At 73.5% G+C, this 17,927-nt stretch carries 19 protein-coding genes; 9 read left to right on the top strand and 10 right to left on the bottom strand.

Translation table 11 applies throughout. From position 1 onward, the window contains the following. Positions 1 to 246: 246 nt before the first annotated feature. Positions 247 to 912, top strand: coding sequence for an ATP-binding protein (locus ACZ3KJ_RS25620; protein WP_467530602.1), 666 nt, complete (start codon positions 247 to 249; stop codon positions 910 to 912). On the opposite strand, the gene ACZ3KJ_RS25615 is transcribed toward ACZ3KJ_RS25620, so the two are convergent. Further along, entirely contained in the window at positions 888 to 1,010 is a 123-nt protein-coding gene (locus tag ACZ3KJ_RS25615) for a tectonin domain-containing protein (RefSeq protein ID WP_467530348.1), read from the bottom strand. The genes ACZ3KJ_RS25620 and ACZ3KJ_RS25615 overlap by 25 nt on opposite strands. Positions 1,011 to 1,363: 353 nt before the next feature. Here ACZ3KJ_RS25615 and ACZ3KJ_RS25610 point away from each other — a divergent pair, with 353 nt between their 5' ends. Continuing rightward, positions 1,364 to 1,900 (top strand): GNAT family N-acetyltransferase, encoded by a 537-nt coding sequence (locus tag ACZ3KJ_RS25610; protein ID WP_467530346.1) that lies wholly within the window; start codon positions 1,364 to 1,366, stop codon positions 1,898 to 1,900. An 11-nt stretch (positions 1,901 to 1,911) separates the two neighbouring features. Here the strand turns inward: ACZ3KJ_RS25610 and ACZ3KJ_RS25605 are convergent, their stop codons facing one another. Both ACZ3KJ_RS25605 and ACZ3KJ_RS25600 read right to left on the bottom strand, forming a co-directional pair. Then, positions 1,912 to 2,697 carry a cache domain-containing protein gene (locus ACZ3KJ_RS25605; RefSeq protein ID WP_467530344.1) on the bottom strand — a complete coding sequence of 262 codons (786 nt, stop codon included), beginning with the start codon at positions 2,695 to 2,697 and terminating at the stop codon, positions 1,912 to 1,914. A gap of 34 nt (positions 2,698 to 2,731) precedes the next feature. Further along, entirely contained in the window at positions 2,732 to 3,469 is a 738-nt protein-coding gene (locus tag ACZ3KJ_RS25600) for a FadR/GntR family transcriptional regulator (protein WP_467530342.1), read from the bottom strand. A gap of 122 nt (positions 3,470 to 3,591) precedes the next feature. Between ACZ3KJ_RS25600 and ACZ3KJ_RS25595 the strand changes: the two genes are divergently transcribed. From ACZ3KJ_RS25595 to ACZ3KJ_RS25580, 4 genes are all read left to right on the top strand, one after another. Beyond that, positions 3,592 to 4,629, top strand: a complete 1,038-nt coding sequence (locus ACZ3KJ_RS25595; RefSeq protein ID WP_467530340.1) for an ABC transporter ATP-binding protein — start codon at positions 3,592 to 3,594, stop codon at positions 4,627 to 4,629. A gap of 185 nt (positions 4,630 to 4,814) precedes the next feature. Then, the gene (locus ACZ3KJ_RS25590) at positions 4,815 to 6,044 is read left to right on the top strand and encodes an ABC transporter substrate-binding protein (protein ID WP_467530600.1); all 1,230 of its coding nucleotides are present in this window, start codon (positions 4,815 to 4,817) and stop codon (positions 6,042 to 6,044) included. 5 nt (positions 6,045 to 6,049) lie between these two features. Next, complete coding sequence (locus ACZ3KJ_RS25585; RefSeq protein WP_467530598.1) at positions 6,050 to 6,940, top strand: ABC transporter permease; 891 nt, start codon at positions 6,050 to 6,052, stop codon at positions 6,938 to 6,940. An 11-nt stretch (positions 6,941 to 6,951) separates the two neighbouring features. After that, the gene (locus ACZ3KJ_RS25580; RefSeq protein ID WP_467530338.1) at positions 6,952 to 7,767 is read left to right on the top strand and encodes an ABC transporter permease; all 816 of its coding nucleotides are present in this window, start codon (positions 6,952 to 6,954) and stop codon (positions 7,765 to 7,767) included. 58 nt (positions 7,768 to 7,825) lie between these two features. On the opposite strand, the gene ACZ3KJ_RS25575 is transcribed toward ACZ3KJ_RS25580, so the two are convergent. After that, positions 7,826 to 8,575, bottom strand: coding sequence for a hypothetical protein (locus ACZ3KJ_RS25575; RefSeq protein WP_467530336.1), 750 nt, complete (start codon positions 8,573 to 8,575; stop codon positions 7,826 to 7,828). Between the two features lie 70 nt (positions 8,576 to 8,645). Then, complete coding sequence (locus ACZ3KJ_RS25570) at positions 8,646 to 9,356, bottom strand: PH domain-containing protein (protein WP_467530334.1); 711 nt, start codon at positions 9,354 to 9,356, stop codon at positions 8,646 to 8,648. Positions 9,357 to 9,574: 218 nt separating this feature from the next. Between ACZ3KJ_RS25570 and ACZ3KJ_RS25565 the strand changes: the two genes are divergently transcribed. Together ACZ3KJ_RS25565 and ACZ3KJ_RS25560 are read left to right on the top strand one after the other, a co-directional pair. After that, positions 9,575 to 9,967: a hypothetical protein gene (locus tag ACZ3KJ_RS25565; protein ID WP_467530332.1), complete on the top strand. Its 393-nt coding sequence runs from the start codon at positions 9,575 to 9,577 to the stop codon at positions 9,965 to 9,967. 102 nt (positions 9,968 to 10,069) lie between these two features. Continuing rightward, positions 10,070 to 10,480: a hypothetical protein gene (locus tag ACZ3KJ_RS25560; protein WP_467530330.1), complete on the top strand. Its 411-nt coding sequence runs from the start codon at positions 10,070 to 10,072 to the stop codon at positions 10,478 to 10,480. Positions 10,481 to 10,547: 67 nt separating this feature from the next. Here ACZ3KJ_RS25560 and ACZ3KJ_RS25555 read toward each other — a convergent pair whose 3' ends face one another. The 5 genes from ACZ3KJ_RS25555 to ACZ3KJ_RS25535 form a co-directional block, all read right to left on the bottom strand. After that, on the bottom strand, positions 10,548 to 11,384 hold the full coding sequence (locus ACZ3KJ_RS25555; RefSeq protein WP_467530329.1) for a M23 family metallopeptidase: 837 nt from the start codon (positions 11,382 to 11,384) through the stop codon (positions 10,548 to 10,550). A 78-nt stretch (positions 11,385 to 11,462) separates the two neighbouring features. Continuing rightward, a complete protein-coding gene (locus tag ACZ3KJ_RS25550; RefSeq protein WP_467530327.1) occupies positions 11,463 to 12,356 on the bottom strand; it encodes a C40 family peptidase in 894 nt (297 codons plus the stop codon). Beyond that, complete coding sequence (locus ACZ3KJ_RS25545) at positions 12,344 to 13,183, bottom strand: RNA polymerase sigma factor (protein WP_467530326.1); 840 nt, start codon at positions 13,181 to 13,183, stop codon at positions 12,344 to 12,346. The genes ACZ3KJ_RS25550 and ACZ3KJ_RS25545 overlap by 13 nt, the downstream gene beginning before the upstream one ends. A gap of 52 nt (positions 13,184 to 13,235) precedes the next feature. Further along, positions 13,236 to 13,889, bottom strand: coding sequence for a M15 family metallopeptidase (locus ACZ3KJ_RS25540; protein WP_467530324.1), 654 nt, complete (start codon positions 13,887 to 13,889; stop codon positions 13,236 to 13,238). A 234-nt stretch (positions 13,890 to 14,123) separates the two neighbouring features. After that, positions 14,124 to 17,321, bottom strand: a complete 3,198-nt coding sequence (locus ACZ3KJ_RS25535) for an AfsR/SARP family transcriptional regulator (RefSeq protein ID WP_467530323.1) — start codon at positions 17,319 to 17,321, stop codon at positions 14,124 to 14,126. Positions 17,322 to 17,500: 179 nt separating this feature from the next. Here ACZ3KJ_RS25535 and ACZ3KJ_RS25530 point away from each other — a divergent pair, with 179 nt between their 5' ends. After that, positions 17,501 to 17,905, top strand: coding sequence for an SH3 domain-containing protein (locus tag ACZ3KJ_RS25530; protein WP_467530321.1), 405 nt, complete (start codon positions 17,501 to 17,503; stop codon positions 17,903 to 17,905). The last annotated feature ends 22 nt before the right edge of the window (positions 17,906 to 17,927 follow it).

The raw sequence follows: 17,927 nt of genomic DNA, 5'->3' as shown, positions 1-17,927 counted from the left end.
GATCTCCGTCCGTGGGGTTGGGGAGAGGTGTCGTGCTGTGGGGGGGTGCACCACCGGGGCCGCGCGGTCGGCTCGCTGTGAGATTAGTGCGACGGTTGTGGACAATGACGTGCCGTGGGTGGACGATCGCGTCCTTCTGCCGTGGAAAGACGGAGCGGCGGTTCCGGATACGCGTCCTGATCAGCGGTTCGGCCGGCTCGGGCCGCCGACAGCCAGCGGCGGTTCGCGGCCAACGCCTCCCACGAGCTGCGCACCCCGCTGGCGATCCAGCGCGCCGCCATCGAGATCGGCCTGGACGACCCCACGCCCGCCCAGTTGGCCCGGACGCGTGCGGAACTCCTCAGGTCGAACGTGCGGACCGAGCGGCTCATCGAGGGGCTGCTGGCGCTGGCCGAGGGCCGGCACGGTCCCGAACGGCGCGAACCGGTGGACCTCCGCGATCTCGCGCACGAGGTCGCCGACCAGCACCGCGGCGCGGCCGCAACACCGGCCCTCGCGTCCCCGCCGCCCGAGCTCTTCGAGCCGTTCCGCCGTCTGCACGCGCCGCGGACCGGGCCCGCGCAGGGCGCGGGCCTCGGACTGTCCATCGTCGCCGCCGTCGCCGACGCGCATCAGGCACGCGTGGACGCCCGGCCCCGTCCCGGCGGAGGGCTCGCCGTCACCGTGACCCTGCCTTGCCGCCCGAGCCGCGACGGCGTCGCCCGTCGGGCGACGCCTGACCGGCCGGCTCACGACCCCGCACCCCGAACCGGCCGGCGGTCTGCCGACGTCGCGGACACGGCCACCGGGTCACCCTCCGACAGCCGGCCGTCCGCCGGAACGGAGCGTGCGCCGCGGTGCGCTGACGGCGCTGCGCGGCGCACGCGTGGCGGTGTGAGCGGGCCGGGTCAGCCGGGCAGGTCGCCGGTGTAGCGGTAGATGTTGCCGGCGGAGTTGACACCCCACACGTTGGTCCGGGATCCCGCGTCGATCCGGACCAGCGCCCCGCTGATCTGCTTCCAGTCGGCCATGCTGCCGACTCCTCTCCGCTCGGAAGTGGTGCACGGTGACGCTCCCCAAGCGGAACGATTCACCTCATGGGTGAATGTGAAGGACGATCTGATGTATTGGCCGTCAAGGCACGTTTGCGGACGGGGCCGCCCCTCGGAGCTGGGCGGATGCCGGCCCGCCGGCCGGCCGGACGACGCGAACTGTCGTCGCTGGTGTGGGTGACGCGCGGATGCCGCGTTGACCTACGTCGCCGGGCACCGACGGTGCCGCGCGCGCGGACCGGGTCGTCGCAGTGCCGTGCAGACCGTCGAGTTGACCGAACATCAGTGGGTGTGAGCCGGCTCCGGGCCCCCGGAGGAACCATCATGGAGGGATGTCCGACAACCAGCCCGCCGTGGCACCGGCGGTGATACGGCTCCCCCACTACACGCGAGCGGATCAGGACGAGATCCTCGGTGACGGCGACGATCCCTTCGGCGTCGCCGCGGCCGGTCTCACCTGGCTGCCCAAAGAAGAGCACTTCGCCGTCAGAGAGGGCGGGCGGCTCGTGGCACACGCCGGCCTGCTCCGGCTGCCCGTCGCGATCGGTGACGCCAGGACAGAGGTGGTGGGCGTCGGCGGAGTGGCCGTCGCACCCGGGATGCGGGGCCGGGGGCTGGCCCGGCTGGTGGTCGCGGCGGCACTCGACCACGCTCGCACGATGGGTCCGCGGCACGCGCTCCTGTTCTGCCGGCCTCCCCTCGTACCGCTCTACCGGCGTCTCGGATGGCACCCGCTCGACCAGGACGTACGCGTCGAACAGCCCGGGAACCGCGTGGTGACCATGCCGCTGCGGACCATGGTGACGCCTCTGCGCGACGACGCGCACCGGCCCACGGAACCGGTGCGGCTGTTCTCCCTCCCCATGTGACCCCCTGCGGTTCAGCCGGCCGGTGTGACCAGGGCGAGTGAGGTTCCTTCGCAGGGGAACAGGGCGAGTCCGCCCCGCACCGCCGGACGGGACGGCTGGGCCGGGGGCGCGGTGAAGTCGAGGCCCTTGGTGAGGGAGCCCACCAGGTGGTGGGGGTCGGTGGACACCGCCACCCTGCCCCGTGCGTTGACCAGTCGGGCCGGGACGGGCAGACGTCGCAGCAGCGGGGCGATCGTCGCCTCGAAGTGGCGCAGGTACACGTCCGCCGCGGCGACCCCGGCGAAGCGGCCCTCCACGGTGACGGGGAGGGAGAACGTCAGGCTGTACTCCTCGGAGCAGAGGTAGTCGACGTAGGGCCCCGCGATGACGCGTCCGCCGGTGTCGCGGGGCCGGGCGTACCAGTCCCAGTGGGTGTAGTCGACGAAGGACGAGTGGACGCCGTCCAGGTCGAGGAGGAGGGGCCGTACGGTCCCGTCGCCGGTGGTCTGCCACCACTCCAGGCAGGTGGCCGTGTCGGACAGGAGGCCGGGGGCCGCGACGAACCCGAGGCCCGACACCAGGTCGTCACCGACCAGGCGGCGGTGCAGGTCCGGCCTGAGGACCGCGAGGTCCGCGGAGAGGGGGCGACGGCTCTCGGAGGCGACCGCGCTCAGCCGGGCCGTGCAGGCGGCCGCGGTCCGTTCGACCGTGCCGAAGACCCGCTCGACGACGTCCTGGACCGCGTCGGAGAGGGCCGCCACCGCGGCGGAGTCGACCGCGCCCGGACCCGGGGGCGTGGCGGGAAGACCGGTGGCCATGGGAGCCCTCCTCACAAGCCGCGCCTCGTCTCGCTCAGAGCAACCGGAGGCGGATCCGCACCAGATGCGCCACGGTGGCCCGGACGCACTCCTCCAGCACCGTCCCCGCCACGTCGCCCGCACCATCGTGCAGCGCGGAGATTACGGCACGATGACGGTGAACGACATCCCGGGCGTGGGAATCGTCGGCGAGGGCGAGGCACACCAGGGCGCCGGCCTCGGCCTGGAGGGAGATCGCGGACCGGGTCAGGCGCGCCGACTGTGCCGCGGCGGCCGTCTCCACGTGGAACCTGCCGTAGACCCGCGCCCGTTCCGACGGCTGCCGGGCCCGCTCCAGCTCCGCCGCCGAACGCTCCAGCGGGGTGAGGTCCTCGGGCTCGGTGCGCTGCGCCGCCAGGCGGCCGGCGGCTCCCGACACGGCGGCCCAGTGGTCGCCCAGGTCGCGCAGTCCCTCGGTGCTCCACTCCGCCAGCTGCGCGTGCAGCCGCTCGGTGGCGGGCGTGGCCGGCAGGGTCACGAAGCTGCCGCCGCCGCGTCCCCTGCGGGTGGCGACCAGCCCCCGGGCCCTGAGGGTGACCAGCGCCTCCCGCAGGGTGACGGTGGAGACGCCGAGCAGGGAGGCCAGTTCGAGTTCGCCGGGCAGCTGCTCCCCGTCCTCCAGCAGCCCCAGTTCGATCGCGTTGGTCAGGCGGCGTACGACGACGTCCACCCGCGCCGCGGACTCGACGGGCACGAAGACGGCCCGGCGAGCCGCGTGCGCTTCAAGGTTCACGGGTCGGACCCCTCCTTCTTTGTCGAGGCTTTACCCTACCTGGATCTTGAGATTTGAACTATGACTTCATATCTTTCATGTCCGACGGACGACCAACGGACGACCGCTCAGAAAGGTTCCGTATGGGAGGAAGCGCCATCCGGCTCCAGGGCCTCCGCAAGACCTTCGGCAGGACGGAGGCCGTCCGTGGAGTCGACCTGGAGATCCCGGACGGAGAGTTCTTCTCGATGCTGGGCCCCTCGGGCTCGGGCAAGACCACGGTCCTGCGCCTGATCGCCGGCTTCGAGGTGCCCACCGGCGGTCTCGTCGAGCTCGCGGGACGTGACGTCACCCGGCTCGCGCCCTACGAGCGGGACGTGCACACCGTGTTCCAGGACTACGCGCTGTTCCCCCACATGACGGTCGAGCAGAACGTGGCCTACGGCCTGAAGGTCCGGCGGGTCCCCAAGGCCGAGCGTCTGGCGCAGGCACGCCGGGCGCTGGCCGGCGTCCGCCTCGAAGGGCTCGGCGACCGGCGGCCCGCCCAGCTCTCCGGAGGCCAGCGCCAGCGGGTCGCCCTCGCCCGCGCCCTCGTCGGCCGCCCGCGCGTCCTGCTGCTCGACGAACCGCTCGGCGCCCTCGACCTGAAGCTGCGCGAGCGGATGCAGGTCGAGCTCAAGGCCCTTCAGCGCGAGGTCGGCATCACCTTCGTCTTCGTCACCCACGACCAGCAGGAGGCCCTGACGATGAGCGACCGCATCGCGGTCTTCCACCGGGGCCGCATCGAACAGGTCGGCACCCCCGCCGAGATCTACGAACGCCCGGCCACCCGGTTCGTCGCCTCCTTCGTCGGCGCCTCGAACCTGCTCGAGGGCGAGACGGCCCGGCGGGTGGCCGGCGCCGCGGGCACCTACAGCGTCAGGCCCGAGAGGATCCGGGTCCTGGCGGAGTCCGCCGTCGCCGACGACGCCGAGCACTCCACCGTCACCGGCACCGTCGCCGAGGTCGTCTACCTGGGGGACGCGACCCGCTTCCTGGTCGACCTCGACGCCGGTGGCCGTCTCACCGCGCTCCAGCAGAACCTGGAGACCTCCTCCGAGGACGTCGCCGCCTACCGCGGCAGCCGCGTCCGCCTCCAGTGGCACCGCCGCCACGCCGTCCGGGTCCCGGACACGCACTGATCCGAAGCTCTGGCCCCGCCCCGCTCGGTCCCTTCACGCAGGGAGAAGTCGTGCGCCTTCACCGCCTACTCGTCATGCGCCCCGCCCGCATGCCCGCCGTACGCCCCGACCGCATGCCCGCCGTACATCCCGACCGCACGTCCGCCGTCCGCCCCGACCGCATGCCCGCCGTCCGCCCCGGCCTCATGTCGGCCGTCCGCCCCCACCGCACACGCGTCGCGCGTCCCCGTCGCGTCCTCACGGCCGCGGTGGCGGCGGCGCTCCTCGCGGCCGTCGCCTGCGGGTGCTCCGACTCCGGCGGTTCCTCCTCCGCCGCCGGATTCGACCCGCCCGACCTGAAAGCGCGGTCCGCACTCGGCAAGGGCGAGGGCGAGGTGAACCTCATCGCCTGGGCCGGATACGTCGAGGACGGCTCCAACGACCCGAACACCGACTGGGTCAGCGACTTCGAGAAGCGAACCGGCTGTCAGGTCAACGCCAAGACCGCCGCCAGCTCGGACGAGATGGTCAAGCTGATGAAGACCGGCCGGTACGACGCCGTCTCCGCCTCCGGAGACGCCTCCCTGCGCCTGATCGCCTCCGGTGACGCGGCCCCGGTCAACACCGACCTCGTACCGAACTACCAGGACGTCTTCGCCGGCCTGAAGAACCAGGAGTGGAACTCCGTGGACGGCGTGGCCTACGGCATCCCGCACGGGCGCGGCGCCAACCTGCTGATGTACAACACGGAGGTGGTCGAGCCCGCCCCGACCTCCTGGTCCGCGGTGTTCGACGACGCCGCGAGGTACCGGGGCAAGGTGACGGCGTACGACTCGCCGATCTACATCGCCGACGCGGCCCTGTACCTGAAGGCCACCCGGCCCGAGCTGAAGATCGAGGACCCCTACGCCCTCGACCAGGAGCAGTTCGACGCCGCCGTGGACCTGCTGAAGCGGCAGAACGCGAACATCGGCGAGTACTGGAGCGACTATCTGAAGGAGATCTCCGCGTTCAAGAGCGGGGACTCCGTCATCGGCACCACCTGGCAGGTCATCACCAACCTGACCCGCGCCGAGGGAGGCCCGGTCGAGGCCGTCGTGCCCGAGGAGGGGTCCACCGGCTGGTCCGACACCTGGATGCTGTCGGCCGAGGCCGAGCACCCCAACTGCGCCTACCGGTGGCTGGACTGGATCGTCTCCCCGGAGGTCAACGCCCAGGTCGCCGAGTACTTCGGCGAGGCACCGGCCAACGCGAAGGCGTGCGACGAGACCGGCGACCCGACGTGGTGCGACACCTACCACGCCGCCGACGAGAGTTACTGGAAGAAGATCGCGTTCTGGAACACGCCCATCGAGCAGTGCCTGGACGGCCGCACGGACGTCCGGTGCGTGCCGTACGCCGAGTGGGTCCGGGCGTGGACCGAGATCAAGGGCTGACCGCGATGGCCACCGCCGTGCGGACCGCCGGGCGCTCCCCCGTCCGGCGGCTCGCCGGGGCGCTGCACCGCCGTCCCCGGCTCCGTCTGTCCCTGCTGCTGGCCGCCCCCCTGCTGTGGCTGGCCGTGCTCTACCTCGGCTCGCTGGGCGTGCTGTTCGTCTCCGCGTTCTGGACGACCGACTCGTTCACCTCCGAGGTCGTACGGGTCTGGTCCACGGACAACTTCCGGGCGCTGTTCACCACGCCGGTCTACCGGCAGGTGGTCCTGCGCAGCATCGGTGTGGCGCTGGCGGTCACCGTCCTGTGCGCGGTGATCGCCTTCCCCCTCGCCTTCTACACCGCCCGGGTCGCGAAGCCCCGGTGGCGCCCGCTGCTCGTGGTCGCCGTCCTCACCCCGCTGTGGGCCAGTTACCTGGTCAAGGTGTACGCCTGGCGGCTGATCCTGTCCGAGGGCGGGCTCGCCGACTGGATGCTGCGGCCGTTCGGCCTCGACGGACCGGGGTACGGGCTCCCCGCCACGGTCCTGACGCTGACGTACCTCTGGCTGCCGTACATGATCCTGCCGGTCCACACCGCGCTGGAGCAACTGCCCGACGCCCTGCTCGACGCGTCGGCGGACCTGGGCGCGCGGGCCGGGCGCACCTTCCGTTCGGTCGTCCTGCCCATGGTGCTGCCCTCGGTCGCCGCGGGGTCGGTCTTCACCTTCTCGCTCAGCCTGGGCGACTACATCACCGTGCAGATCGTCGGCGGCAAGAGCCAGCTGATCGGCAACCTCGTCTACTCCCACTTCGAGCTCGACCTGCCCATGGCGGCCGCGCTCGGCACGGTCCCCGTGGCCGTCGTCGTGCTGTATCTGCTGGCGATGCGCCGCACCGGCGCCCTGAGCAACCTCTAGGGACGTGTGTCATGCAACTCTCCCGCTCCGCGCGCATCGCGCTGCGTGCCGCCGCCGGGCTCGGCTTCGCGGTGATCTACGGTCCGCTCCTGCTCGTCCTCGTCAACTCCCTGAACCCGGACCGCAGCGCGGGCTGGCCGCCGTCCGGCCTCACCCTCCACTGGTGGTCGGCCGCCTGGCACAGCTCCGGTGCCCGGCAGGCGCTGTGGGTGTCGGTCAAGGCCGGCCTCGGTGCCACGGCCGTGGCGCTGGTCCTGGGCACGCTGATCGCCTTCGCCGTCGCCCGGCACCGCTTCTTCGGACGGGACGCCCTCTCCTTCGTGGTCGTCCTGCCGATCGCCCTGCCCGGCATCGTCACGGGCATCGCGCTCAACTCGGCGTTCGATGCCGTGCTGGAACCGCTCGGTGTCGGTCTGGGGCTGTTCACCGTGGTCGTGGGGCACGCCACCTTCTGCATCGTCATCGTCTTCAACAACGTCGTCGCCCGGCTCCGGCGCTCCTCCGGCTCCTCCGAGGAGGCGGCGGCGGACCTCGGCGCGCACGGCGTGCGCGTCTTCGCCGACGTCACCTTCCCGGCGATACGCTCGGCGCTGCTGGCGGGCGGACTGCTCGCGTTCGCGCTCTCCTTCGACGAGATCGTGGTGACGACCTTCACCGCCGGTCCGGGCGTGGAGACCCTGCCCCTGTGGATCTACGAGAACATGACGCGCCCTCAGCAGGCGCCGGTGGTGAGCGTGGTGGCGGCGGTGCTCGTCCTGCTGTCCGTCGTCCCGATCTACGTCGCCCAGCGGCTGTCCGCCGGCAGCGCGACCGGCGGCAGGGTGTGAGGGGGGCGCGGACTGGCCGTGGCGCTCACGACCGGAGCCGGACGGCCCGGGACTTCGGTCACCACAGCACCCCGAAGACCATCACCCCGCCGACGAACAGCCAGAACGGCGCCCCGACGATCTTCACGACCAGTCTGCCCACCACGAAGGGCAGCCAGTCCGCGTGGGCGGCCCCCACCCGTCGCTCCGGGTCGTAGGCGAGCTGGATGCGCTGGAGGGTGCGCTTGCAGGTGTAGCGGTGGACTCCGCCGTCGGCGTCCGAGTAGCCGTACACCGTCTTCTTGCCGTCCTTGCCGACGGCTTCGGCGAGGACGGTGATGCCGCGCCGGCTCAGCACGATCCGGCGTACGGCCTCCGCGAGGCCCGAGGCGAGCATGACGACGCCGGCCAGGAGCGGCACGACGCCGACGATCACCCCGAGGACGCGCGCGCCATGTGTCAGGGTCACCCACACGGCGTATCCGACGTAGGCGAGCGCCAAAGCGGCGCCCAGGGCCAGGATCGCGTAGAGGCCCCAGTCGCGCGGTGTCCGCGTGTCGGTCACCACGGCGCCGCCCGCCGGGTCGCGTTCCTCGGGGAGTACGGCGGTCAGGGCGGCGGCGAAGGCGGCGGTGGCCGTCGGGTTGCCGCCCTCGACCCGGTGGGCCGTACCGTCGGTGAGCACGATCTCGACGGCCCGCGCCTCGGCGGCCCGGACCTCCCGGACCGCCGCGAGCGGGATGTCGACCTGCCGGCCGGAACGGGTGATGTGAACGCCGTCGGGGTCGAACCTCGCGGAGACGCCTCGGCCGTTGAGAATCTGCGACATGATCATGTGACCGCCGAGACCGCCCGACAGTTGCACAGGAACGGCGGCTCGGCACCGGCGGAACGCCGTATCAGGCGGGACCGGTCGGGCGCCGGGCGGCGAGTGCCTCGCCGAGGCGGTCCAGGAGGAGGAAGAAGAAGGGGACGCAGAGCAGGGGCACGCCCACGAGCAGCAGGGACGCGTGCGACGGCCGGTCGGTGAGGATCGCCCAGACGTCGACGGCGAACAGGGCGGCCGCGACGACCAGGCCGCCGATCCCCGCCCGCCGCCACGCCGTGCGCCGCCTCGCCCCACGGCGGATGCGCTCCTCCGGCTCCGGCCGCGCCTCGAAGGTCGTGAGTTCGAGACGTACGGCGGTGGCGCACAGGCAGGCGACCTCGGCGACCGGGTCGGTCAGCTGAAGATCGTCCACGTGGGGAAGGCGGACCCGGCGCCCGTCGGTGCGGTACAGGTACGCCTGCCAGCGCGGGCTGCGCTGCCTGCTGTCCTCGACGCGGATGCCGTAGACGTCCGACCAGGCCACGGTGCGGGTGCGCAGCGGCCCTCGTACGGTGACCCCGTCGGCCGAGACGGACGTCCGCGCCCGCCACTGCTCCAGCGCCACCCCGCCGCCGAGGCACAGCCAGACCGCCACGGTTAGCACGTCCCCGGACGTCGGCCCTGACACTGTCATCCAGTTCAGCGCGTTGACGGCGACCAGCACCGCCACCGCCGCCAGGGCGAGCTGCGCCGAGGGCACCCCCCGCCGTCTGCGGTACGCGCGCTCGATCCCGTCGTCCATCGCCACTCCCCCGCTCTCCGGGCCCGCACGGAATCCGCGTGAGGGCCGGGGGGATGCTATAGGCGGCCCCTGTGAAGGAGCCCGGCTTCCCCACCGTGCCGTGCCGCAGGCCCGCGCCCCGCCCGCACTCATACGCCGGGGCCGCGTGTCCCGTCCCAGCAGCGCGCAGGCGTTCACCACTCCCGTCCTGCACCGCGACCGAAGCCGAAGGAGCACGCATGACCACCACCACGCCGGCCAGGGGGCGCGGCCGGACGGCCGCCGTCGGCGTCGCGGCCGGCGCCGCCCTCGCCGTCCTCTGCGCGGCGGGCACCGCACACGCCCATTTCTACGTCTCGTTGCAGACCTACAGCAATGTCCGCTCCGCGCCGAACACCGGCGGCGGTGTCGTCGTCAACACCGGTTCGATCGAGGAACGGTTCTACCTGGACGGTGTCTGCTACACGCGTGGCCAGTACATCAAGTCCGGCGGCTACGGCACCGACGTCTGGTACCACGGCAGCGTCCACGACAGCGTCGACCTCACCGTGGGCCCGTACAACAACGTGTGGGTGTGGGGCGGCAACGTCGACATCGGCCGGGACCCCGCCGACTCCGTCCGCCCCTGCTGACCGGGACGGGACCGACCGACACCGAGGGACCGTCCCGCACGTCCCGCCCACTCCACGCCGCTCGTCACCGTTCCACCCAGTCCGTCTCCGAAGGAGTTCACCATGTCCCAGCGCAGCTTCCGTCTCTCCACCGCCGTGGTGGCCGGCGCGGTCGTCGCCCTGTTCGGGGCCGCCGTACCGGCCGAGGCCGCGGACGCCGCCCGGCCGACCACGTCGTCCGTGTCGTCCACGTCGTCCGTGTCGTCCGAGCGCATCGCAGCGAGCGACAGGATCCTCCAGCCGCACAGCAATGTCCGTACCGGGCCCGGCAGGTCGTACCGGATCGTGGCGAACACCGGCTCCGAGTGGGGCAGTGGCGTGGCCCATTGCTTCGTCCGCGGCGAGTACGTCTCGTCCGGCGGCTGGGGCAGCAACGAGTGGTACCTGCTGAACGTCGACTTCGGCGGCGTCCAGTACTACGAGGTCTGGGCCTGGGCCGGCAACGTCGTGATCGGCGGCCTTCCCCACTGCTGAACCCCCGCGCACACGACTGTGCCCCGGGCCCTCGTCGGAGGGCCCGGGGCACAGTCGTGTGCGCGGGTCAGCGGCACTCGGGCACGCCCGGCAGCCAGGCGTCCCTGTGGTCGATGTAGATGTTGGACAGGTAGCCGCCGAGAGCCGGGACATGGGCCCAGGCGTCGTTGCGGAGGCCCTCGGCCTCCACCATGTCACCGCGCTTCTGGCAGTCGACGTACACCGGCGTCGGCCCGGACAGCGTGGTGACGACGGGGGAGTTCAGCCGGACGTCCTCGCGGACCCGGACGCCGGAGCCCCAGGTGGTGAAGTTCGTGCCGGGGTTCCCACCGCCGCCGCCCGGCGTGCAGGGCAGGCTCACCCCGCGCGCGCCGAGGTAGGCGATCGGGTCCGTGCCCCGGGTGCTGGACGTCGAGGTGTGCGCCTCGAAGTGCAGGTGGGGGCCGGTGGACTGGCCCTCGGAGCCCATCCGGGCGATGTGCTGGCCGCCGTTGACCCGCTGGTTGACCGAGACCAGCCGCTCGTACATGTGGCCGTACTCGGTGACGGTGCCGTCGTCGTGGCGGATGCGGATCCACTGGCCGTAGCCGCTCGCGGGGCCCGAGGCGATGACGGTGCCGGGGCCGGTCGCGTAGATCGGCGTGCCCCGGTTGTTGGCGATGTCCACGCCGTCGTGGCCGGAGTGGTAGCCCTGGGTGACCCGTCCGGCGGCGGGGCACGAACCGCTGTAGGCGGCGACGGCCGTGGGAGCGGGCGCGGCGGGTGCGGCGCCGGCACCGGCCGCGGACAGCGGGATCAGCGCGGCGGCCGACGCGACGGCGGCCAGCGCGGCCGCGATGCGCGCCGTGAACTCGGGACGGGGCCGAGGCCGGGACGGTGACTGGGGCGAACGTGTCGTCGACATGGAAGTGGTGTCCTTCGTGCGGGCACACGAACCGGTGGACGTGTGCGTGTGTGGGGGGGCCGGGCGACCGAGGGTCGGTCAGAAGTCGCAGGTCGGGACGTCGAGCCACGCCTTCGGGTCGTCGATGAAGATGTTGGAGATCCAGGCGCCGTACGCCGGCAGGTACGACCAGGCGTCGTTGCGGTGCCCCTCGGCCTCCACCGGCTCGGCGTGCTTCTGGCACTGCACGTCGACCGGCGTGGGCCCGTTCAGCCGGGCCTTGACCTCGGCCCGTGTGCTGGGCTGGGCCCGCAGGTTGACGCCCGTGCCCCACGTGACGTACCGCTTGGTGCCCGGGGCCGGCTGTCCGCCGCCGCCGGTGATGCGGATGGCGCCCGCGTACTCCGCGTTGAGGCGGACGGTGCTGACCATCACGCGCGTCCCGGACTCGCGGGCCTCGACCATCTTGCCGCCGCCCAGGTAGACGGCGATGTGGTGCACGGTGCCCAGGTTGCCGGGGTTCTTCGCCCAGAAGACCAGGTCGCCCGGCTGGAGCGGGGCGGTGCCCTGGCCGCGGCCGAAGCGGGCGGTGGCGCCCTGCCACTGCGCCTGGTTCCAGGAGCCCTCGGGCAGCAGGATGCCCGCGCCCTGCCAGGCCGCGTACTGCACCAGGTGCGAGCAGTCGAAGCCCTTCACCTGGCTGTCGTGCGATCCGGGACCGCCGCCCGGGTAGTCCTTCCCGTACGTGGGCCCGTGGATGGAGCCGCCGCCCCAGGAGTACGGGACTCCCAGTTGGCTGCACGCGGCGTCGACGACGGCCCGGGCCTGCGCGGAGGCCTCGGCGAGCGGCCGGCAGTCGGCCGCCGCCGCCGGGCGCTGCGGTGCGGCCGGTGCGGCCGGTGCCGCGGTGGCGGTCGTCGCGCTCGTCGTGCCGAGCATCGCGGCGAGCAGGATGCCGCCTGCCGCGGTCATCGTCCGGTTCATGCTGCGCATGTGCTGTCCCCCGGTTTCCTTTGCTCTCGGTGTGCGGATGAGTCGGGTGTGAGCGGGTGGGGTGCGGGTGGTCGGTGTGTGGGTGGGTGGGGTGCGGGTGAGTGGGGTTCGGGTGAGGGGTGTGGGCGGGCCGGGTGGGTGGTCCGGTCCGGCACCGCCGCCGGGTCCGCGGCGGCCTGGTTCCGGTCGCCCTGGTCCGGGTCGGCCTGGTCCGGGTCGCGGCGGGCCTTCGTGGACGAGACGGTGTCCGGGAGCGGTCCGTATGCCTGGAGTGCGGCACGGATCTTGGCCAGTGCTCGTTGCCGGTTGCGCTGGACGGTGCCGCGGTGCGTGCCGAGCCGGTCCCCGGCGGTGTCGTGGCTGAGCCCTTCGATGTCGACGAGGATGACGGCCGCCGCCTCCTTGGCGGACAGGCCGCGCAGCAGGTCGACGACGGCCGACTCCGCCTCGCGCAGGGCGAGACCGCCGTCCCAGCCCCGGTCGGGCAGCCGTTCGCAGCACACTTCGCGGCGGGAGGCCTGCTGCCAGGAGTCGCGCAGCAGGTTGAGCGCGGCGACGCAGGTGTAGGCGTAGGCGTGCCGCTGGCGGGCGAGTCTGCGGGCGTGCGCCCGCCGGGCGAGCCGCAGATAGGTGTCCTGGAGCAGGTCGTCGGCGTCGTGCGGGTCGCCGGTCAGGGCGAGCAGCCGGCGCCGCAGCCGCGGCATGGCGGCGGTGAACGCCGTGTCGAACTCCTCCGGTGTCATCCAGTCGCCGGGGGCCGGTGCCTCGCCGTCCGCGCCGTCCGGGTCGGCGGCGCGCGTGCTGATGTCGGTGTGCGTGCTGTTCATGGGATCCCCCGTCTGCGCGGGCGGTCACTCCGCGCAGGCGTCCGTGGGTCGGTCAACCCAGGTCGGTGGGCCCGTACCGGGCGGCCGGCCGCCCGGTGACTAGGGCCCAGTAACGGTCGCCGAACGACCAGTGCCACCACTCGGTCGGGTAATTGACGAACCCGGCCCCGGTGAGGGCCCGGTCCATCAGTGCCCGGTGGGCACGGGCCTCGGCGTCGATGCCGGGCGCCGCCGTGCGGCAGGCGCCCGCGCTCTCCTCGGGGGTGGCGTTGACCTCGGTGCCGAGCGGCAGTTCGGTGCCGTCGTCGGTGCACAGGGTCAGGTCCACCGCTCCCCCGCTGACGTGCGGTGCCACGTCGGGCGGCGCGATGTACGCGCTGGTGACCTCGCGTATCCGCGCCTCCGAGGCGTCCGGGTGAGCGGTCCGCATGACGGCCTCGTACTCCTCGTAGTAGCGGCGTTGCAGTCCGGGCGGCCGGAAACCCTCCACCACCAGGAAGCGGACGCCGTCGGGCAGCCGGCGCTGTGCCTGGAGCAGGCGCTCCAGCACGCCGGTGCGCAGATGGGCGTAGGAGCCGTCGCCGTCGGCCTGCCGTGCGTCCATGCGCAGCCGGCCGTCCGCGCGCAGGTCGGCCAGGGGTTCACCGCACTCCTCGACGGGAGTGCGCGCCACCCGGGGGTCCGAGAGCAGGATGATGTCTGTCATGCCGTCAACGGTGGCCGAGGGGCCTGCATAAGTGATGCACATCTTCTGCAGAGCCCTGTGCAGGCAGATTGTCGCGGGCCGGCCGGCCGTCGTGGATCGGCCGGCCGTCGTGGACCGGTCTGCTGTCGTGGACCGGTCTGCTGTCATGGGCCGGTCCTCGTCGTGCGCCGGTCCGTCGTCGCGGGCCGGTCCGTCGTCGTGGGCCGGTCCGTCGTCGTGGGCCGGTCGTCGGGGTCAGCCCTCGCCGGGCCGGCCGGCCTCCGCCGCCTCCCGGCTGCCCAGGCGGCGGAAGACCTCTCGGGCCTCGGCGCGGGCCGCCTCGGCGGACGCGTCGTCGCCGCGGCCGCGGGCGACGGTGGCCAGGTCGCGCAGGGTACGGGCCCGCCACAGCGGGAGGCCGAGCCCGTCCCACAGCACGAGCGCCCGGCGCAGCGCCTCCTCGGCGGCGTCGAGGTCACCGGCGGCCAGCCGGCACTCGCCCAGGGTGCGCAGCACGAGTGCCTCCCCGAAGGTGTCCTGCTGTTGCCGGGTGACCTCCAGGCAGGCGGCGAGCCGCTCCCGGGCCTCGGCGAGCCGCCCCTGACGGATGTGCGCCTTGGCCAGCGACTGCCCGGCGTACATCGCGCCGAACACGTCGTCGTCCTCCTCGAAACGGCGCAGTGCCTGTGTGAAGAGGTCCTCCGCCTGGGCGAGCCGGCCCAGTGCCCGGTGGCACAGGCCGAGCGAGCGCAGGGTGAGTGCCTCGCCGTGCCGGTCCGCGGCCTTCCGGTACAGCTCCAGGGCGCGGGTGAGTTCCCGCCACGCCTCGTCGTGCCGGCCCTGCTCGCGGTGGACGTAGCCGATGCCGTAGAGGACGTGGGCGCAGGCGACCTGGTCGCCGAGCCGCTCGTACGCGGCGAGCGCGGGCCGCAGCAGTTCCAGTGCCTCGGCGTAGCGGGCCTGTTCACGGCGGGCGGAGCCCATGCCGGCGAGCGCGGCGGCCCGTCCACGGGCCGCGCCGGCACCGTCCGGATCGGGGGCGATCCGCTCGAACAGCCGCAGCGCGTCACCGAAGTACGCGTACGAGTCGTCGAACCGGTCCTGTTCGTAACGGAGTTGACCCAGTCCGTTCAGCAGCCAGGCCTCGTCCTCGGTGTCCCCGGAGCGGCGTACGGCCTCCAGGGCGACGGTGTGGGAGCGGGACCAGGCGTCGAACCGGTTGTAGAGGGCAGCCGAACTCGCTATCAACACGCCGGCCAGGTCCCGGGCGGCCCGTGTCCGGCCGTGGGCGGCGCAGTGCACCACGCCGGCGGTCAGACAGGCCTGCTCGGAGGCGAACCAGTCGGCGGGGCGGGCGAGCAGCGCCTCCTCGACGGCGGCGTCGAGCGGCCGTTCGGCGTGCGGCTCGGGGACGAGGCGGGAGGCGCCGCCGGGGGCGCGGGCGGCGGCCCCGCGGGCCAGCGACAGCCAGCAGGCGACCAGCCGTGCCACGGCGGCCTCGCGCTCCTCGGGGGTCTCCTCGGCCAGGCAGCGTTCGCGGGCGTGTTCGCGGGCCAGGTCGTGGATGCGGTAGCGGATCTGGCCGACGCCGTCGACGCCGACGAGTTCGATGAGGTGGCAGTCCACCAGCCGTTCGACGGCGTCCTCCGCGTCCTCCACGCTCACGTCCAGCAGCGGGGCGGCGATCCAGGCGGCGAAGTCGGGCAGCTCCATGAGGGCGAGCCGGCGCAGCGCCCGCCGTTCCTGCGGGCCCAGTTCGGCGTAGCCGAGTTCCAGGCTGGTGCGCAGCTCGAGGTCGCCGGCCCGGAGTTCGTCGAGCCGGCGGCGTCCGTCGCGCAGCCGGGCGGCGAGCCGGGCGGGCGCCCAGTGCGGGCGGGCGGCGAGCCGGGCGCCGGCGATCCGCACGGCGAGCGGCAGCCGTCCGCACAGCCGGACGATCTCGGCGACCGTGTCGGGCTCGGCTTCGGTGCGTTCGACTCCGGCGACCCGGCCGAACAGCGCCATCGCCTCCTCCTCGGCGAGCTCCGTCAGGTTCAGGCGGACCGCGCCCTCCAGGGCGACGAGCCGGCGGCGGCTGGTGATGAGGACGCCGGAGCCGGGTCCGGGCGGCAGCAGGGGCCGCAGTTGTGCCTCGCCGGCGGCGTTGTCCAGGACGATCAGGATCCGGCGGTCGGTGAGGTGCGTGCGGTAGAGGGCGACCAGGTCCTCGGCGTCGGCGGGCAGGGCGTCGGGGTCGACGCCGACGGCGCGCAGCAGCCGGGCCAGCGCGTCGGTGGTGCGCAGCGGCGCGGAGTCGGCGGCCCTCAGGTCGAGGAAGAGCCGTCCGTCGGGGAACCGGTCGGCCATCCGGTGGCCCGCGTGCACGGCGAGGGCCGTCTTGCCGGTGCCCGAGCGGCCGGTGATGACGCCGATCGGCGGGGCGGTCCGCTCCGGGGTGCCGCTGCCGGCCAGGACGGCGACCGTCCAGGCGATCTGCTCCTCACGCCCGACGAAGTCGGCCACGTCGGGCGGAAGTTGGGAGGGGATGCGCGGGGGCGGACCGGCGGCGCGGGGCGCGTCGGCGGGCACGGGCACGGCGGCGGACGCGGGAGCGGTCGGGGACGCGGACGCGGGGCCGGTGGCGGAAGCGGGGCCGGTGGCGGACGCGGCTGCGGCGGGGCGGGGCGGGCGGGTGGCGGCGGGCGTGGGCGGTGGGGGGCCGAGCACCTCGGTGTCACCGGTCAGCAGCGCCTGGTGCAGGGCGCGCAGCTCGGGCCCCGGGTCGATGCCCAGTTCGGTGCGGAGGAGCTCGCGCCCCTCCCGGAAGACGCGGAGGGCGTCCGGGAGGCGTCCGGCGCGGAACAGCGCGGTCATCAGCTGTCCGCGCGGCCGTTCGCGCAGCGGGTGGGCGCGGACGTGCGCGAGCAGCTCCGGGATGACGTCGTCGGCGCGGTTCAGCGCCAGGTCGAGGGCGTACGTCTCCTCCCGGGCGACGAGCCGCAGTTCCACGAGCCGGGACGCCTCGGTGCGCGCGAAGAACTGCCCGAGCCCTTCCAGCGCGTCCCGGCCGCGCCACAGTCCCAGCGCCTGCCGCAGGATGTCCGCCGCCTCGGCGGTGCGGCCCTCCGCGGCCGTACGGCGCCCCAGCGCGAGACCGGCCTCGAAGCGACGCGCGTCGATCCGCTCGGCGGCGAAGGCGGCCAGGTAGCCCGGTGAACGGGTCTGGATCGCGCGGGCGGCACCCACCGGGGTGAGGGCCCTGCGCAGGGCGGCGATGTGCGAGGCCACGAGGGCGCCGGCGGTCGCGGGCGCGTGCTCCTCCCACACGAGGTCCACCAATCGCTCGGTGGAGACGACTTCACCCGGATGGGTGACGAGCGCGGCGAGGATGGCGGTCGGTTTGGGGCCGCCCAGGGGGAGGCGCCGGTCCTCGAACCACACCTCGGCCGGACCGAGAAGGCGCACGTCCAGCATGATTTCCCGTCCTGACAGGTCAGCGACGGGGCCACCCTACCGGCGGGGTGGGACAGGCACGGAGAAAACCGGACGGACTCCTTCCCCCGCCCGCGCCTCCTGCCCGCTCATACGGGAGCGCCGCCGTCGCCGTCCTCCGCGCGACACCGTTCCCCCCGCACGGAAAGCCGAGGAACGTCATGACGATCACCAGCCCCTCCTCCCGGGCCCGGCTGCGCCGGGCCGTCCTGGCCGGCGCGGCGGCGACGGGGGCCGCCCTGTCCCTGCTCATGCTCACCGCCGTCCCGGCGCAGGCCGCACCGGACACGACCCAGGTGTACGTGTGGGCCACGAACGTGAACATGCGGAACTGCGCCGGCTTCGAGTGCGAGCCGTACGACCGCGTGCGGATCAGCCGGATGCACGTCACCGCGTACTGCCAGAGCCAGGGCGACGTGGTGCGGGACTCCGGTTACGTCAACGACTGGTGGGTGCAGGTGGACGCGGGCGGCCCGCGCGGCTGGATCAGCGCGGTGTACGTCCGGGGCGGCAGGGACATGCAGCCGATCCCCGGCGTCTCCCAGGACTTCGAGGACTGCTTCTGACCAGGCGGGCGTCCGACCGGCC

The organism is Streptomyces sp. NPDC003248, assembly GCF_055563235.1.
Note: the sequence above shows the minus strand (reverse complement) of the source record. Positions and strands in the feature narration are given on the sequence as shown.

Coding starts and splice junctions, on each gene's coding strand:
- ACZ3KJ_RS25560 (WP_467530330.1), top strand. CDS start 10,070: ATGTCCCAGCGCAGCTTCCGTCTCTCCACCGCCGTGGTGGCCGGCGCG.
- ACZ3KJ_RS25590 (WP_467530600.1), top strand. CDS start 4,815: ATGTCGGCCGTCCGCCCCCACCGCACACGCGTCGCGCGTCCCCGTCGC.
- ACZ3KJ_RS25595 (WP_467530340.1), top strand. CDS start 3,592: ATGGGAGGAAGCGCCATCCGGCTCCAGGGCCTCCGCAAGACCTTCGGC.
- ACZ3KJ_RS25580 (WP_467530338.1), top strand. CDS start 6,952: ATGCAACTCTCCCGCTCCGCGCGCATCGCGCTGCGTGCCGCCGCCGGG.
- ACZ3KJ_RS25605 (WP_467530344.1), bottom strand. CDS start 2,697: ATGGCCACCGGTCTTCCCGCCACGCCCCCGGGTCCGGGCGCGGTCGAC.
- ACZ3KJ_RS25550 (WP_467530327.1), bottom strand. CDS start 12,356: ATGCGCAGCATGAACCGGACGATGACCGCGGCAGGCGGCATCCTGCTC.
- ACZ3KJ_RS25615 (WP_467530348.1), bottom strand. CDS start 1,010: ATGGCCGACTGGAAGCAGATCAGCGGGGCGCTGGTCCGGATCGACGCG.
- ACZ3KJ_RS25535 (WP_467530323.1), bottom strand. CDS start 17,321: ATGCTGGACGTGCGCCTTCTCGGTCCGGCCGAGGTGTGGTTCGAGGAC.
- ACZ3KJ_RS25555 (WP_467530329.1), bottom strand. CDS start 11,384: ATGTCGACGACACGTTCGCCCCAGTCACCGTCCCGGCCTCGGCCCCGT.
- ACZ3KJ_RS25545 (WP_467530326.1), bottom strand. CDS start 13,183: ATGAACAGCACGCACACCGACATCAGCACGCGCGCCGCCGACCCGGAC.
- ACZ3KJ_RS25610 (WP_467530346.1), top strand. CDS start 1,364: ATGTCCGACAACCAGCCCGCCGTGGCACCGGCGGTGATACGGCTCCCC.
- ACZ3KJ_RS25570 (WP_467530334.1), bottom strand. CDS start 9,356: ATGGACGACGGGATCGAGCGCGCGTACCGCAGACGGCGGGGGGTGCCC.
- ACZ3KJ_RS25585 (WP_467530598.1), top strand. CDS start 6,050: ATGGCCACCGCCGTGCGGACCGCCGGGCGCTCCCCCGTCCGGCGGCTC.
- ACZ3KJ_RS25540 (WP_467530324.1), bottom strand. CDS start 13,889: ATGACAGACATCATCCTGCTCTCGGACCCCCGGGTGGCGCGCACTCCC.
- ACZ3KJ_RS25530 (WP_467530321.1), top strand. CDS start 17,501: ATGACGATCACCAGCCCCTCCTCCCGGGCCCGGCTGCGCCGGGCCGTC.
- ACZ3KJ_RS25565 (WP_467530332.1), top strand. CDS start 9,575: ATGACCACCACCACGCCGGCCAGGGGGCGCGGCCGGACGGCCGCCGTC.
- ACZ3KJ_RS25575 (WP_467530336.1), bottom strand. CDS start 8,575: ATGTCGCAGATTCTCAACGGCCGAGGCGTCTCCGCGAGGTTCGACCCC.